Consider the following 13485-nt stretch of genomic DNA (forward strand, 5'->3'; position numbering starts at 1 on the left):
GATAGCTAAACCGGCTTCAAATCCCCAAGCACCGTCGGGATCAGCTCCGACACCGTCGGATGGATCGGCACCGACCATTGCAATGCGGGATAGGTCGTTCCTGCATTCATCGCGTCTATGATGCCGTGGATCACCTCGTCACCTTCGATGCCCAGGATCGCCGCGCCGAGAATTTTTTTGGTCTCGGCGTCGGCGATCACCTTCATGAAGCCCTTGGTCTCGCCGCGCTCGTTGGCGCGGCCGACGCGGCTCATCGGCCGGGTCGAGATCATGATCTTGCGTCCCGAGGCGCGCGCCTGCTTTTCCGTCATGCCGACACGGCCGAGCGGCGGGTCGATATAAAGCGCATAGGCCAGGATGCGGCTCGAGAGCTTGCGATCGGCGCCGTCGAGAAGATTGGCGGCGGCGATCTCGAAATCATTGTAGGAGGTGTGGGTGAAGGCGCCGTGGCCGTTGCAATCGCCGAGCGCCCAGATGCCGTCGACATTGGTGGCAAGCCTGTCGTCGACGGTGATGTAGCCGTGCTTGTCGCTGATGACGCCGGCGGCATCGAGGCCGAGATCGTCTGTGTTCGGCTTGCGGCCGGTGGCGATCAGCACATGGCTCGCATCGATCCTCGCTGAATCGGTGGCGACCGTTATTCCGTCGCTGCTCCTGGCGAAGGCGATGTCGCTGACACCGGTATGAATGTCGATGCCCTCCGAGCGCAGGACATCGGCGATCGCGTCGGATATATCCTCGTCCTCGCGCGACGCGAGCTTCGGGCCATGCTCGATGACGCTGACTTCGGCGCCGAAGCGGCGATACATCTGCGCGAATTCCAGCCCGATATAACTGCCGCCGATCACAGCCAGATGCCGTGGCAGCGTGTCGAGATGGATGATCGAGGTGCTGGTGAGATAGTCGATATCGTTGATGCCGGGCAGGTCGGGGATGACGGGGCGCGCGCCGACGTTGAGGAAGATGCGCGGTGCGGTCAGCGTCTCGCCGTTGACGCTGACGGTCTTCGGGTCCTCGAAACGGGCATGGCCGTAGATCACGGTCATGCCGTCCATCCCGGCGAACCAGCCGATCAGGCCGTTGCGGGCATTCATGGTCACGGTTTCGGCACGGGCCCTGACCACCTTCATGTCGATGGCGATCTCGCCCGGAATATTGACGCCGTAAACGGCGCTATTTCTCGCGACATAGGCGGCGCGGGCGCTGGCGACAAGCGTCTTCGTCGGCATGCAGCCGGCATTGACGCAGGTGCCGCCGAGGAATTTGCGCTCGATCAGCGCCACCTTCATGCCCTTTTCGACCATGCGGGCGGCGAGGAAGGGGCCGGCCTGGCCGCCCCCGATGACGATGGCGTCGAAGCTCTTCATGACACGACCACGATCAGCAGCGCGCCGATGACGGCGACGGCATCTTCGATGAGAGCGGCCGGCAGATCCTTACCGAAGGAGGCGGCAAGCCTGCCGCGGACGGCGGCGCCACCATATGTGCCGATGACGGCGCCGATCACCCCGGCAATCAGCCCGCCGAAGAGCAGGCCGCTGGCGGCACCGATCGTGGCGCCGGCCAGCGCGCCCATGACGATGCGGGCGCCGAATTGCACCGGCACCTTGCGCGACGGCGTGGACGGCAGCTGGTCGGTGATCAGTTCGACTATGGCGAGAAGCGTGAAGATCCACGGCGTCCACTGGTAACCCATGAAGGCAAGCGGCGTCTGCGAGACATCGAACCAGCCGAGTGCTGCGCCCCAGGCGACGGCGGCCGGCGCGGTCATGGCGCGAAGCCCTGATATGACACCAATCAGCAATGCAAGAAGCAGAAACATGCATGATCCCCCTTTTTGCCGGCTCTTGCCGTCGTCAGGGAAGGTTGCACATTGTCAGGCGCGTGGCAATTCGTCGTGGTGCGCCAGCGGCCTTGAGGACGTGGGTGCGCGTCGATGCTTCGAAACGTAGTCGATGAACCGCAGCAGAAGGGGATTGCTGTCGGCGCTCCGCCAGCAAATTCCAACGGCCCACTTTGACGCCGAACCCGATAAGGGCTTTTGGTGCGTGCGATCGCCGAGCGCCTCAACGCCGTGCCACGGCAGGAATGCGGCCCCCAACCCGGCAGCAACAACGGCATGAACGGTCAAGATGTCGTCAGCGTGCTGGACGATGCGCGGCTTGAAGCGGGCCGATGTGCACCATTGGCTGATCTGCGCATCCAGTCCCGGCCCGCGCGATGACGAAAGGGCGACAAAGCCCAGACGGTTCAATGTCGACAATCGGTTCATGGGCGGAATCTCCATGCCGGAGGGAAGTACCAGCGCCAGCCGCTCCTCGATGACTGGCATGAAGGATAGCTCATCGGTCTCCTCAGGCGCCCGGCAAAAGCCGACATCGAGCCGGCCGCCAAGCAGTCGTTGGTGCTGCTCTCTTGATGGCAGGTCGTTAAGCGTAATCTGGCTATCGGGAGTCGTCACCCGGAAGGTCGCGACTATTTGGGGCGCGGTGATGAGCGCCGAGATGCCAAATCCGATGTCGAGCTGACCGGTCAGGCCGGCATTTGCACGATGCATCTTGACGTCGATTTCATCGCTCAGCCGCAAGAGCACGCGTGCTTCCTGCTGCAGCAGATTCCCCAGCGGCGTCAGCCTTGCTCCATGTCGGCCACGTTCAAATAGCGGTCCGCCGACCATCGCCTCCAACGCCTGAATTTGCTTGGACAGGGTCGACTGGGTGACGAACAACTTTGACGCGGCCTTGCCGTAATGGCCAGTGTCGGTCAGCTCGACAAAGGAGCGCAGCAACCTGATTTCCATTCAAAATCCGACTTATTTTCATCAAAAATGTCATTTTACGAAATAATGCTCGCATGTCAAATTGTTCAAGGCATCAGGAGCAATAGTCATGGCGTTCAAGGTTTCCTCCGTACAGTTTCAGCATCGGGCAAACGACAAAGCCTATAATCTTGGGCGCATCGAATCCCTCACACTGCAAGCCGTCCAGGCCGGCAGCCAACTTGTGGCCTTCCCTGAGATGTGCCTCTGCGGCTACTGGCACGTCCCGAAGCTGGACGGTGCAGCGCTGCACGCTCTTGCCGAGCCCTTGTCAGGCCCATCCGTCTCGTATGTTGCCCGGCTGGCGCGGGAGCATAGCATTGCCATCGGCGCCGGATTTCTGGAGCTCGCGGAAAACGGCGCCCTCTATAACTCCTACGCCGTGTGCATGCCGGACGGACAGGTTCATTGCCATCGCAAGCTGCATGCGTGGGAACATCGCCTCATCTCCAGCGGGGATAGTTTTACGGTCTTCGATACGCCTTGGGGAATCCGCGCAGGCATTTTGATCTGCTGGGACAACAACCTGATCGAAAACGCGCGGGCAACCGCCTTGTTGGGCGCGGAAATCCTGATCGCCCCCCATCAGGCGGGAGGAGGGGCGTCCGTCAGCCCAAATGGAATGAAGCGGATACCTGTCGAAAAATGGATCCGCCGCCATGAAGATCCTGAGGCTATTAAAGCCGAAATCAGAGGTCCCAATGGTCGCGAATGGTTTCTGCGTTGGCTGCCGTCTCGCGCGCATGACAATGGCATGTTTCTGGTATTCAGCAACGGCGTCGGTCAGGACGAGGATGAAGTGCGCACCGGCAACGCAATGATTCTCGACCCCTATGGCCGGATTCTGGTGGAGACCTGGCAGGCTGCCGACGCAATCGTCAGCACAGAACTCGATCTGGCATTGCTCGACAAATGTACGGGCCAACGCTGGATTCGTGGCCGTCGCCCGGAACTCTACGGCTGCTTGACAGAACCCAATCCGCACGGCTTGTCGCCGATGGAAGCACGTTTCTCCGATGCCCCGACCCGCAACCCTGCGCCCGCAGAAAAAACGTTATGAGCGGAGCTTCCTTGACGAGATACCCGGATTAGTTGGAGGTCCTATTGTAGATCTTGTCGCGTGGCCTTTTCCATCCTCGCTGCTCTGCCATCTGCTCTGCGCGCTTCCGGGCATTGAAAGGATCGATGTAGCCTTCAATCATGAACGTTCGGCCTTTCCACAAGAGGATGCCAGTCTTCTGTTCATCGTCCCAGTGAAATTCCATCGCGCGATTGTATATCATTCGAAACACGGTTTGCTGACACGGTCTAGAAGTGTGAGCTAATCGTGAAGCGTAAGAAGCGTCTTTGCAAGCCTATGGACGGTGTGGATCACGCATGACCGCCTTGGACAGAACCTAATTCGCAAAGGCGGCGATGCCGGTGATCGCCCGGCCGATGATCAACGCGTGGATGTCGTGTGTGCCCTCATAGGTGTTGACCACTTCGAGGTTGACGAGATGACGGGCGATGCCGAATTCGTCGGAGATGCCGTTACCGCCGAGCATGTCGCGGGCCGCCCGCGCAATCTCCAGCGCCTTGCCGCAGCTGTTGCGCTTGAGGATCGAGGTCAGCTCCACCGGCGGATGGCCTTCCTCCTTCATGCGGCCAAGTCGCAGGCAACCCTGAAGACCGAGCGAGATTTCCGCCGTCATGTCGGCGAGCTTCTTCTGGATCAGCTGGTTGGCAGCAAGCGGCCGTCTGAACTGCTTGCGCTCGAGCGTATATTGCCGTGCTCTCGCATAACAATCCTCGGCAGCACCGAGCGCGCCCCAGGCGATGCCGAAGCGGGCCGAGTTGAGGCAGGTGAACGGTCCCTTGAGGCCGGTCACATCGGGCAGAAGGTTTTCCTCAGGCACGAAGACCCCGTCCATCACCACTTCGCCGGTGATCGAGGCGCGCAGTCCCACCTTGCCGTGGATGGGGGGAGCCGAAAGCCCTTTCCAGCCCTTTTCGAGGATGAAGCCGCGGATGAGGCCATCCTCGGTCTTTGCCCAGACGACGAAGACATCGGCGATCGGCGCGTTGGAGATCCAGGTCTTCGAGCCGGTGAGGCTGTAGCCGCCGTCGACCTTCTTGGCGCGTGTCGCCATCGAGCCGGGGTCGGAGCCGTGATCCGGTTCGGTCAGGCCGAAGCAGCCGATCCATTCGCCGATGGCGAGTTTCGGCAGGTATTTCAGCTTCTGCGCCTCGGAGCCGAAGGTTTCAATCGGCACCATCACCAGCGAAGACTGGACGCTCATCATCGAACGATAGCCACTGTCGACCCGTTCGACTTCGCGGGCGATCAGGCCGTAGGCGACGTAACCGAGGCCGGCGCCGCCATAATCCGGCGAGATCGTCGGGCCGAGCAGGCCGAGTTCGCCCATTTCGCGAAAGATCTCGGGATCGGTCTTTTCATTGCGGAAGGCGTCGAGAACACGGGGAGCAAGCTTTTCCTGCGCATAGGCATGGGCGGTGTCCTGCACCATGCGCTCTTCGCTGGTCAGTTGCTCCACCAGCCGGAACGGATCGGCCCAGTCGAAAACCTCGCGCGTATGCTGCATGGCCGCGTCTCCTCATCCCGGTTCTGGCTTGCCTCGCTTAAGTTGGCCATAGACCCGCCAGCCGACCGCGTCAACAGAAGGCGGCAGTCTCGAAAAGACAGGGTGCGCCATCTTTTCAAAAGCGTCGGGATGATCCACTTTGCCCGCGATCGATTCTGGAACGAGGAGGCGGAAATGTCGTCAAGCGAGCTGTTCGTATCGGCCGAAGGCGCCGAATGGATCAATCCCGAGCCCGGCGTTGTCAGGCGCATCATGACCTATCTGCCCGAGATGATGATGGTGGAAGTGGCTTTCGAAAGCGGCGCCGTGGGTGCGGCCCATTCGCATCCGCACATCCAGGCCAGCTACGTCGCCGAAGGCAGTTTCGAAGTGACGATCGACGGCCGGACCGAGGTGCTCAAGCAGGGCGGCAGTTTCATCGTGCCCCCCAATCTGATCCACGGCGTCAAGGCGCTGGAAAAGGGCCGGCTGATCGATGCATTCACCCCGCACCGCGCCGAATTCCTGAAGTAACCAGAGCATGATGCCGAAAACTGTCAGCGGTTTTCGGACGACATCATGCTCTAATCAAACATCCGCCCTTGTCCGGCGCGCCGGGCCGGCGGCGGTGACATAGGGCGGCACGAAACGAGCATCCTCGCCGCGCACCGCCTCGCGCAGGAAATCGATGACGGCGCGCACGCGCGGCGCCTGTTTCAGGTCGCGATGACAGGTGATCCAGTAATGGCGCTTGAGGTCGATCTCCTCGGGCAGCACGCGCACGAGTTCGGGATAACGGCTGGCGAAGAAATAGGGCAGGATGCAGAGGCCGAGGCCGTTTCTCGTGGCGGTCAGCTGCGCGAAGATGCTGGAGCTCTGGAACTGCGGCTTGATGCGCGGGTGCACATCGCCCAGATAGTCCAAGCCCGGCGCAAAGATCATTTCCTCGATATAGCTGACGAAGGGATGCTCAAGCAGGTCTTCACGGCAGGTGATGGCAGGCGCCTTTGCCAGATAGTCGCGCGAGCCATAGATCTGCAGATGGTAGTCGGTCAGCTTCTCGGCGAAATACGGGCCGCCCTTCGGTTCATCGAGCACGACGGAGAGATCGGCCTCCTTGCGCGACAGCGACATGATCTGCTGGATCGTCACGAGTTCGAGCGCCAGATGCGGATGCTGGGCGGCGAACTGCGGCAGCACGGTCGCGAAGAAGAAATTGGCAAAACCCTCCGGCGCGCTGAGCCGCACGAGGCCGCGTTGCGCCATCGAGCCGTCGGCGAGGTCGGCTCGCAGCCGCTCGGTCTCCTGCTCCATCCTTTCGGCGGTCTCGACGAAGCGCGTGCCCATGGCAGTCAGCACGTAGCCGCGCGGATTGCGCTCGAACAGCTTGACCTTGAGGGTGAACTCCAGCCGGTCGATGCGGCGCGAGACGGTGGCATGGCTCGAGCGCATCTGGCGCGCTGCCGTCGACAGCTGTCCAGTGCGGGCGACGGCTAGAAAAAACTGCAGATCGTCCCAAGTAAACTGCGGTGGATTGTTCATCGCGATCCCCTCTGTTCAAAAACGAACAGATACTGTTTGGAATTAGTTGTAAATCACCCGTTGCCTCAGGGCGGAATTTCCGTGATCGTAAGGTGAGGGTCCGTCGTTCTGAGGAGTGCGGCTGGCCAAATTTGAACAGATCCGCAATCTGGCCAATCTCTGGGAGGAGATCATATGCGAAAGAATCTCATTGCATCAGTTGCATTTCTGCTTGCAAGCAGCACAGCGGTGCTCGCGCAGAGCGCGACCGACGGCAAGGTCAAGATCGGCATCCTGAACGACCAGTCGGGTGTCTATGCCGATTTTGGCGGCAAGTCCTCCGTCGAAGCTGCCAAGATGGCGGTCGAGGATTTCGGCGGCAAGGTCCTGGGTGTTCCAGTCGAGATCGTCGATGCCGACCACCAGAACAAGCCTGATATCGCCTCCAACATCGCTCGCCAGTGGTATGACACCGAGCAGGTGGATGCGATCATGGAACTGACGACCTCGTCGGTGGCGCTCGCCGTGCAGGCGATCGGCAAGGAAAAGAAGAAGATCGACATCGTCACCGGTGCGGCGACGACGGATCTCACCGGCAAGGCCTGCTCGCCCTACGGCTTCCATTGGGCCTATGACACACATGCACTGGCCGTCGGCACCGGCGGCGCACTCGTCAAGCAGGGCGGCGACAGCTGGTTCTTCCTCACCGCTGACTATGCCTTCGGCTATTCGCTGGAACAGCAGACCAGCGATTATGTCAAGGCAAGCGGCGGCAAGGTCGTCGGCGCTGTCCGCCATCCGCTCTCGACCCAGGATTTCTCGTCCTTCCTGCTGCAGGCGCAATCATCCGGCGCCAAGGTGATCGGCCTTGCCAATGCCGGCCTCGACACCTCGAATGCCATCAAGCAGGCGGCCGAATTCGGGATCACCCAGGGCGGCCAGCATCTGGCTGCGCTGCTCTTCACGCTCGCCGAAGTCCACGGCCTCGGCCTCGAAGCGGCTCAAGGGTTGACCCTGACGGAAGGTTTTTACTGGAATCGCGACGACGAAAGCCGCGCCTTCGCCAAGAAGTTCTTCGCTCGCACCGGCAAGATGCCGAACATGATCCACACCGGCACCTATTCGGCAGTGACGCAATATCTGAAGGCGGTGGAGAAGGCCGGCACCGACGAGACGGAAGCCGTCGCCAAGCAGCTGCATGAAATGCCGGTCGATGACGTCTTCGGCCGCGGCGGCACGGTCGGCGCCAATGGCCGCATGATCCATGACATGTACCTGCTGCAGGTCAAGAAGCCTTCCGAAAGCAAGGAGCCGTGGGATTACTTCAATGTGCTCGCCACCATTCCCGGCAAGGAAGCCTATATCGATCCCGCCAAGAGCGGCTGCGATCTGGTGAAGTAAGCACGATGGCGGTTTCCGCAATTGAAACTCAGGAAAAGCCGCGGGTGGTATTGTCCGCCCGCGGACTGCGTCGCGATTTCGGCGGCTTCACCGCCGTCAAGAACGTCGATCTCGATGTGCATGACGCAAGCGTGCATGCACTGATCGGCCCGAACGGCGCCGGCAAGACGACAGTCTTCAACCTGCTGACCAAGTTCCTGCAGCCGACGGCGGGCACGATCACCCTGATGGGCGTTGACATCACGAAGACGCCGCCCGACAAGGTGGCGCGCATGGGACTGGTGCGCTCTTTCCAGATCTCCGCGGTCTTCCCGCACCTGAGCGTTCTCGACAATGTGCGTGTGGCGCTGCAGCGGCCGAACAATCTTTCCACGCAGTTCTGGCGGCCGCTCTCGGCGCTCGACCGGCTGAACGAGCGCGCCGAGCAACTGCTGGCCAGCGTTGGGCTTTCCAAGGAGCGCGATCATATCGCCGCCGATCTTTCCTATGGCCGCAAGCGCGTGCTGGAGATCGCCACCACACTGGCGCTGGATCCGAAGGTGCTCCTACTGGACGAACCGATGGCCGGCATGGGGCTGGAGGATGTCGGCGTCGTCTCATCGATCATCCGCGAGGTCGCCCGCGAGCGGGCGGTGCTGATGGTCGAGCACAATCTCTCCGTCGTCGCCAATATCTGCCAGCATGTCACGGTGCTGCAGCGTGGCGAGATCCTCGCCGAGGGCGATTATGCCACCGTCAGCCAGGACGAGCGCGTACGCGTGGCCTATATGGGTACGGAGGAGCATTGATGGCCGCTCTCCTCGAGGTCCAGGGGCTCAATGCCTGGTACGGCGAAAGCCATGTCCTGCACGGCGTCGATATGCGCGTCGGTGAAGGCGAGACGATCACCATTCTCGGCCGCAATGGCGTCGGCAAGACGACGACGCTACGCACCATCACCGGCATCGTGCGGTCCCGGAAGGGCAAGATCAGCTTTGCCGGCAGCGACATGATGCAGGTGCCGCTGCACAAGACGGCGCATCGTGGCATCGGCTTCGTCCCGGAGGAGCGCGGCATCTTCTCGACGCTCACGGTTTCGGAAAACCTGCTGCTGCCGCCGGTCGTGGCAGGAGGTGGGATGACTCTCGACGAGATCTACGAGCTCTTCCCCAATCTCTACGAGCGCCGCGGTAGCCCGGGCACCAAGCTTTCCGGCGGCGAGCAGCAGATGTTGGCGATCGCCCGAATCCTGCGCACCGGCGTCAGGCTGCTCATTCTCGACGAACCGACGGAAGGGCTTGCCCCCGTGATCGTCCAGCGCATCGGCGAGGTGCTGAAGACACTGAAGGAGCGCGGCATGACAATCCTGCTCGTCGAGCAGAATTTCCGTTTCGCCAGCCGTATTGCCGATCGCTTCTATCTGATGGATCATGGGCAGATGGTGTCGGAATTCCCGGTCGGTGAACTGCCGCAGCGCATGGATACGCTGCACAAAGTTCTGGGAGTGTGACCAGATGACGATGATCTTCGGCATTCCCCTGCAGGCGCTGTTCGGCCAGCTGCTGATCGGCCTGATCAACGGTTCGTTCTATGCGCTGCTCAGCCTCGGCCTCGCCATCATCTTCGGCCTGCTCCGGGTGATCAACTTCGCCCATGGCGCGCAATATATGCTCGGCGCCTTCGTCGCCTACCTGCTGCTGACCTATGCCGGCATCGGCTACTGGCCGACGCTGATCCTGGCGCCCGTGATCGTCGGCCTTGCCGGCGCTATCATCGAGCGGCTGTTCCTGCGCCGGCTCTACGATCTCGATCCGCTCTACGGCCTGCTCTTCACCTTCGGCCTGGCGCTCGCGGTCGAGGGCACCTTCCGCTATCTCTACGGCTCTTCCGGCCAGCCCTATGCGACGCCGGCTGCGCTTGCCGGCGGCGCCAACCTCGGCTTCATGTTCCTGCCGATCTATCGCGGCTGGGTGGTCGTCGTGTCGCTCGTCGTCTGCCTCGGCACCTGGCTGCTGATCGAGAAGACCAAGCTCGGCGCTTATCTGCGCGCTGCCACGGAAAACGCCGTGCTGGTGCAGGTCTTCGGCGTCAACGTGCCGGTGCTCTTGACGCTCACTTACGCGCTCGGGGCGGGTCTCGCCGCCTTTGCCGGTGTGCTGGCGGCGCCGATCTACCAGGTCTCGCCGCTGATGGGCTCGAACATGATCATCGTCGTCTTCGCCGTGGTCGTCGTCGGCGGCATGGGATCGATCATGGGCGCGATCATCACCGGTTATGTGCTCGGCATCGCCGAGGGCCTGACCAAGGTCTTCTATCCCGAGGCTTCCAACATCGTGATCTTCGTCATCATGGCGATCGTGCTTCTTATCAGGCCCGCGGGCCTCTTCGGACGGGATGCGTGACATGGCTGACATCACCGAAACCATCCAAACGGAAAAAAGCCGAACCGCCCTTTCGGTGCAGGCGGGTTTTCTGCTGGCGGGGCTGCTGCTCCTGCTGCTGGCGCCGTTTTTCTTCTATCCAATCTTCCTGATGAAGCTGCTCTGCTTCGCGCTCTTTGCCTGCGCCTTCAACCTGCTGCTCGGCTATACCGGCTTGCTTTCCTTCGGCCATGCCACCTTCTTCGGTGGAGCGGCCTATTTCACCGCCTACACGGTGAAGGCATGGGGCCTGCCGCCGGAACTCGGCATCCTGATTGGGGTGGTGGGCGCGGCGTTTCTCGGCCTCGTCATGGGTTTCTTCGCCATCCGCCGTCAGGGCATCTATTTCGCGATGATCACGCTGGCGCTGTCGCAGATGTTCTTCTTCTTCTGCCTGCAGGCGGAGTTCACCGAAGGCGAGGACGGCATCCAGTCGGTGCCGCGCGGCCATCTCTTCGGCTTTATCGATCTGAACAGCTCGACCAACATGTATTATTTCGTGCTGGCTGTTTTCATCATCGGCGTGCTGATCATCTGGCGCTTCATCAATTCGCCCTTCGGCATGATCCTGAAATCGATCCGCGAAAATGAGCAGCGGGCAATCTCGCTCGGTTATTCCGTAGCCCGCTACAAGCTCGGCGCTTTCGTCATGTCGGCCGCGCTTGCCGGGCTCGCGGGTGCTGTGAAATCGATCGTTTTCCAGTTTGCGACGCTGACCGACGTCGCCTGGCAGATGTCGGGCGAAGTGATCCTGATGACGCTGCTCGGCGGCATCGGCACGCTGATCGGCCCGCTCTTCGGAGCCGGGCTGGTGGTGGCGCTGGAAAACTACCTCGCCACCTCGGAATTCCCGGTGACGATCATCACCGGCATCGTCTTCATGGTCTGCGTGCTGATCTTCCGCCGGGGCATCATCGGCGAATTCTACGCCTCGCGGCTGGGGCGGAAACTGGGCTTCGTCTATCGCCGCTGAACGGGCGGACCTCTCTCTTTCCGGAAAGAATCCCTCTTTCCCGGGAAAAGAGACGGGCGGCGGCGCTGCGACTCTTCCTCTCCCCGTGCTGCGGGGAGAGGGAAGCGGCAAGCATCTGGAGTCTCGTGCGGGGCATGGATCGTTACGACTACATCATCATCGGGGCAGGCAGCGCCGGCTGCGTGCTTGCCAACCGGCTGTCCGCCGATGGCAGGAGCCGCGTGCTGCTGCTCGAGGCTGGCGGCAGCGACAATTATCACTGGATCCATATTCCGGTCGGTTATCTCTATTGCATCAACAATCCGCGCACCGACTGGTGCTTCACCACAGCGCCGGAAGCGGGATTGAACGGCCGGGCGTTGAGCTATCCGCGCGGCAAGGTGCTTGGCGGCTGTTCGTCGATCAACGGCATGATCTACATGCGCGGCCAGGCGCGCGATTACGACCTCTGGCGGCAGATGGGCTGCACCGGCTGGGGTTGGGACGATGTTCTGCCCTTCTTCCGCAAGTCCGAGGATTTTTATCGCGGCGAAGACGAGATGCATGGTGCCGGCGGCGAATGGCGCATTGAGAAGGCGCGTGTGCGCTGGGCCGTGCTCGATGCCTTTCAGCAGGCGGCCAGGGAAGCAGGCATCCCTGAGACCGCGGATTTCAACCGCGGCAGCAACGAAGGTTCCGGCTATTTCGACGTCAACCAGCGTTCCGGCATTCGCTGGAACACCTCGAAGGCCTTCCTGCGCCCGGCGATGAAGCGCTCCAACCTGACCGTCCTGACCAAAGCGCAGGTCCGGCGGCTGCTGGTGGAGGAGGGCGCCGTTGCCGGCGTCGAATTCCAGCATGGTGGCGTGGCGAAACGCGCCTATGCTGCGAAAGAAACCGTCCTTTCGGCCGGTTCGATCGGCTCGCCGCATATCCTGGAACTGTCAGGCATCGGCAGGGGCGAGGTTCTCCAGCGGGCGGGTGTCGATGTCGTCACCGAGGTGAAGGGTGTCGGCGAGAACCTGCAGGACCATCTGCAGCTGCGTCTGGCCTATAAGGTCACAGGCGTTCCGACGCTGAACGAGAAGGCGACGAAGCTGATCGGCAAGGCGGCGATCGGGCTCGAATATCTCGTCCGCCGCTCCGGGCCGATGGCAATGGCGCCGAGCCAGCTCGGCATCTTCACCCGCTCAGGCCCGGACCGGGAAACGCCTGATCTGCAATATCACGTGCAACCGGTATCGCTGGAGAAGTTCGGCGATCCCGTCCATCCTTTCCCGGCGATCACGGCGAGCGTCTGCAATCTCAGGCCGGAAAGCCGGGGTTCGGTGCACCTGTCGAGCCCGGATTTTGCCGCCCAGCCGACGATCAGCCCGAAATACCTCTCGACGCAGCGCGATCGTGACATAGCTGTCCGTTCAATACGATTGACGCGCAAGATCGTCGCGCAGCCTTCCTTTGCCCGTTTCAAGCCGGAGGAATTCAAGCCGGGACCCGCCTATCAGACGGAGGCCGATCTGGAGCGGGTGGCGGGCGATATCGGCACGACGATCTTCCATCCCGTCGGCACCTGCCGCATGGGCGCCGACAGGGACAGCGTCGTCGATCCCAGGCTGAGATTCCGGGCGCTCGGCAAGCTGAGGATCGCCGACGCCTCGGTGATGCCGTTGATCACCTCGGGCAACACCAATTCGCCGACGATCATGATCGCCGAAAAGGCGGCAGCAATGATCCTCGAAGACAATCGATAGGAGGTGGCATGAAAGAGGCCGCGGCCGTTGAGAGAACGGATCACTGAGATGCAGATGATGATCGAGGGACAGTCACACT

General features: G+C 61.6%; 13 protein-coding genes. 8 read left to right on the top strand and 5 right to left on the bottom strand.

Translation table 11 applies throughout. The annotated features are described in order from the left end of the window. Positions 1 to 5 precede the first annotated feature (5 nt). From BS629_RS37795 to BS629_RS37805, 3 genes are read right to left on the bottom strand one after another with little or no spacing between them, the layout of a single operon-like run. Positions 6 to 1367: an FAD-containing oxidoreductase gene (locus BS629_RS37795; RefSeq protein WP_018246512.1), complete on the bottom strand. Its 1362-nt coding sequence runs from the start codon at positions 1365 to 1367 to the stop codon at positions 6 to 8. Then, positions 1364 to 1822 (bottom strand): DUF4126 family protein, encoded by a 459-nt coding sequence (locus BS629_RS37800; protein ID WP_018246513.1) that lies wholly within the window; start codon positions 1820 to 1822, stop codon positions 1364 to 1366. The genes BS629_RS37795 and BS629_RS37800 overlap by 4 nt, the downstream gene beginning before the upstream one ends. 54 nt (positions 1823 to 1876) lie before the next feature. Continuing rightward, on the bottom strand, positions 1877 to 2800 hold the full coding sequence (locus tag BS629_RS37805) for a LysR substrate-binding domain-containing protein (RefSeq protein ID WP_018246514.1): 924 nt from the start codon (positions 2798 to 2800) through the stop codon (positions 1877 to 1879). Positions 2801 to 2888: 88 nt separating this feature from the next. Here BS629_RS37805 and BS629_RS37810 point away from each other — a divergent pair, with 88 nt between their 5' ends. Further along, on the top strand, positions 2889 to 3878 hold the full coding sequence (locus tag BS629_RS37810) for a nitrilase family protein (protein WP_018246515.1): 990 nt from the start codon (positions 2889 to 2891) through the stop codon (positions 3876 to 3878). A gap of 337 nt (positions 3879 to 4215) precedes the next feature. Here BS629_RS37810 and BS629_RS37820 read toward each other — a convergent pair whose 3' ends face one another. Continuing rightward, a complete protein-coding gene (locus BS629_RS37820; protein WP_018246517.1) occupies positions 4216 to 5403 on the bottom strand; it encodes an acyl-CoA dehydrogenase in 1188 nt (395 codons plus the stop codon). A 174-nt stretch (positions 5404 to 5577) separates the two neighbouring features. Between BS629_RS37820 and BS629_RS37825 the strand changes: the two genes are divergently transcribed. Beyond that, the gene (locus tag BS629_RS37825) at positions 5578 to 5916 is read left to right on the top strand and encodes a cupin domain-containing protein (protein WP_026188775.1); all 339 of its coding nucleotides are present in this window, start codon (positions 5578 to 5580) and stop codon (positions 5914 to 5916) included. A 54-nt stretch (positions 5917 to 5970) separates the two neighbouring features. Here BS629_RS37825 and BS629_RS37830 read toward each other — a convergent pair whose 3' ends face one another. Beyond that, a complete protein-coding gene (locus tag BS629_RS37830; protein ID WP_018246519.1) occupies positions 5971 to 6924 on the bottom strand; it encodes a LysR family transcriptional regulator in 954 nt (317 codons plus the stop codon). 174 nt (positions 6925 to 7098) lie between these two features. Here BS629_RS37830 and BS629_RS37835 point away from each other — a divergent pair, with 174 nt between their 5' ends. The 6 genes from BS629_RS37835 to BS629_RS37860 all read left to right on the top strand — a co-directional run bounded on the left by BS629_RS37835 (position 7099) and on the right by BS629_RS37860 (position 13406). Beyond that, complete coding sequence (locus BS629_RS37835; RefSeq protein ID WP_018246520.1) at positions 7099 to 8304, top strand: ABC transporter substrate-binding protein; 1206 nt, start codon at positions 7099 to 7101, stop codon at positions 8302 to 8304. Positions 8305 to 8309: 5 nt separating this feature from the next. Beyond that, a complete protein-coding gene (locus BS629_RS37840; RefSeq protein ID WP_018246521.1) occupies positions 8310 to 9092 on the top strand; it encodes an ABC transporter ATP-binding protein in 783 nt (260 codons plus the stop codon). Beyond that, a complete protein-coding gene (locus BS629_RS37845) occupies positions 9092 to 9793 on the top strand; it encodes an ABC transporter ATP-binding protein (RefSeq protein WP_020493450.1) in 702 nt (233 codons plus the stop codon). Before BS629_RS37840 ends, BS629_RS37845 begins: the two co-directional genes overlap by 1 nt. Before the next feature lie 4 nt (positions 9794 to 9797). Then, positions 9798 to 10685 carry a branched-chain amino acid ABC transporter permease gene (locus tag BS629_RS37850; protein WP_018246523.1) on the top strand — a complete coding sequence of 296 codons (888 nt, stop codon included), beginning with the start codon at positions 9798 to 9800 and terminating at the stop codon, positions 10683 to 10685. Position 10686: 1 nt separating this feature from the next. Next, a complete protein-coding gene (locus BS629_RS37855; RefSeq protein ID WP_018246524.1) occupies positions 10687 to 11676 on the top strand; it encodes a branched-chain amino acid ABC transporter permease in 990 nt (329 codons plus the stop codon). A 134-nt stretch (positions 11677 to 11810) separates the two neighbouring features. Then, a complete protein-coding gene (locus BS629_RS37860) occupies positions 11811 to 13406 on the top strand; it encodes a GMC family oxidoreductase (protein WP_026188776.1) in 1596 nt (531 codons plus the stop codon). Positions 13407 to 13485: the final 79 nt, after the last annotated feature.

Origin of the sequence: Rhizobium leguminosarum bv. viciae USDA 2370, from assembly GCF_002008365.1 — a bacterium.
Classification (GTDB): Bacteria; Pseudomonadota; Alphaproteobacteria; order Rhizobiales; family Rhizobiaceae; genus Rhizobium; species Rhizobium leguminosarum.

Bases quoted from the DNA above. Each gene is read 5' to 3' on its own strand.
- BS629_RS37840 (WP_018246521.1), top strand. From the start codon at position 8,310: ATGGCGGTTTCCGCAATTGAAACTCAGGAAAAGCCGCGGGTGGTATTG.
- BS629_RS37830 (WP_018246519.1), bottom strand. From the start codon at position 6,924: ATGAACAATCCACCGCAGTTTACTTGGGACGATCTGCAGTTTTTTCTA.
- BS629_RS37825 (WP_026188775.1), top strand. From the start codon at position 5,578: ATGTCGTCAAGCGAGCTGTTCGTATCGGCCGAAGGCGCCGAATGGATC.
- BS629_RS37795 (WP_018246512.1), bottom strand. From the start codon at position 1,367: ATGAAGAGCTTCGACGCCATCGTCATCGGGGGCGGCCAGGCCGGCCCC.
- BS629_RS37820 (WP_018246517.1), bottom strand. From the start codon at position 5,403: ATGCAGCATACGCGCGAGGTTTTCGACTGGGCCGATCCGTTCCGGCTG.
- BS629_RS37800 (WP_018246513.1), bottom strand. From the start codon at position 1,822: ATGTTTCTGCTTCTTGCATTGCTGATTGGTGTCATATCAGGGCTTCGC.
- BS629_RS37805 (WP_018246514.1), bottom strand. From the start codon at position 2,800: ATGGAAATCAGGTTGCTGCGCTCCTTTGTCGAGCTGACCGACACTGGC.
- BS629_RS37860 (WP_026188776.1), top strand. From the start codon at position 11,811: ATGGATCGTTACGACTACATCATCATCGGGGCAGGCAGCGCCGGCTGC.
- BS629_RS37835 (WP_018246520.1), top strand. From the start codon at position 7,099: ATGCGAAAGAATCTCATTGCATCAGTTGCATTTCTGCTTGCAAGCAGC.
- BS629_RS37850 (WP_018246523.1), top strand. From the start codon at position 9,798: ATGACGATGATCTTCGGCATTCCCCTGCAGGCGCTGTTCGGCCAGCTG.
- BS629_RS37845 (WP_020493450.1), top strand. From the start codon at position 9,092: ATGGCCGCTCTCCTCGAGGTCCAGGGGCTCAATGCCTGGTACGGCGAA.
- BS629_RS37810 (WP_018246515.1), top strand. From the start codon at position 2,889: ATGGCGTTCAAGGTTTCCTCCGTACAGTTTCAGCATCGGGCAAACGAC.
- BS629_RS37855 (WP_018246524.1), top strand. From the start codon at position 10,687: ATGGCTGACATCACCGAAACCATCCAAACGGAAAAAAGCCGAACCGCC.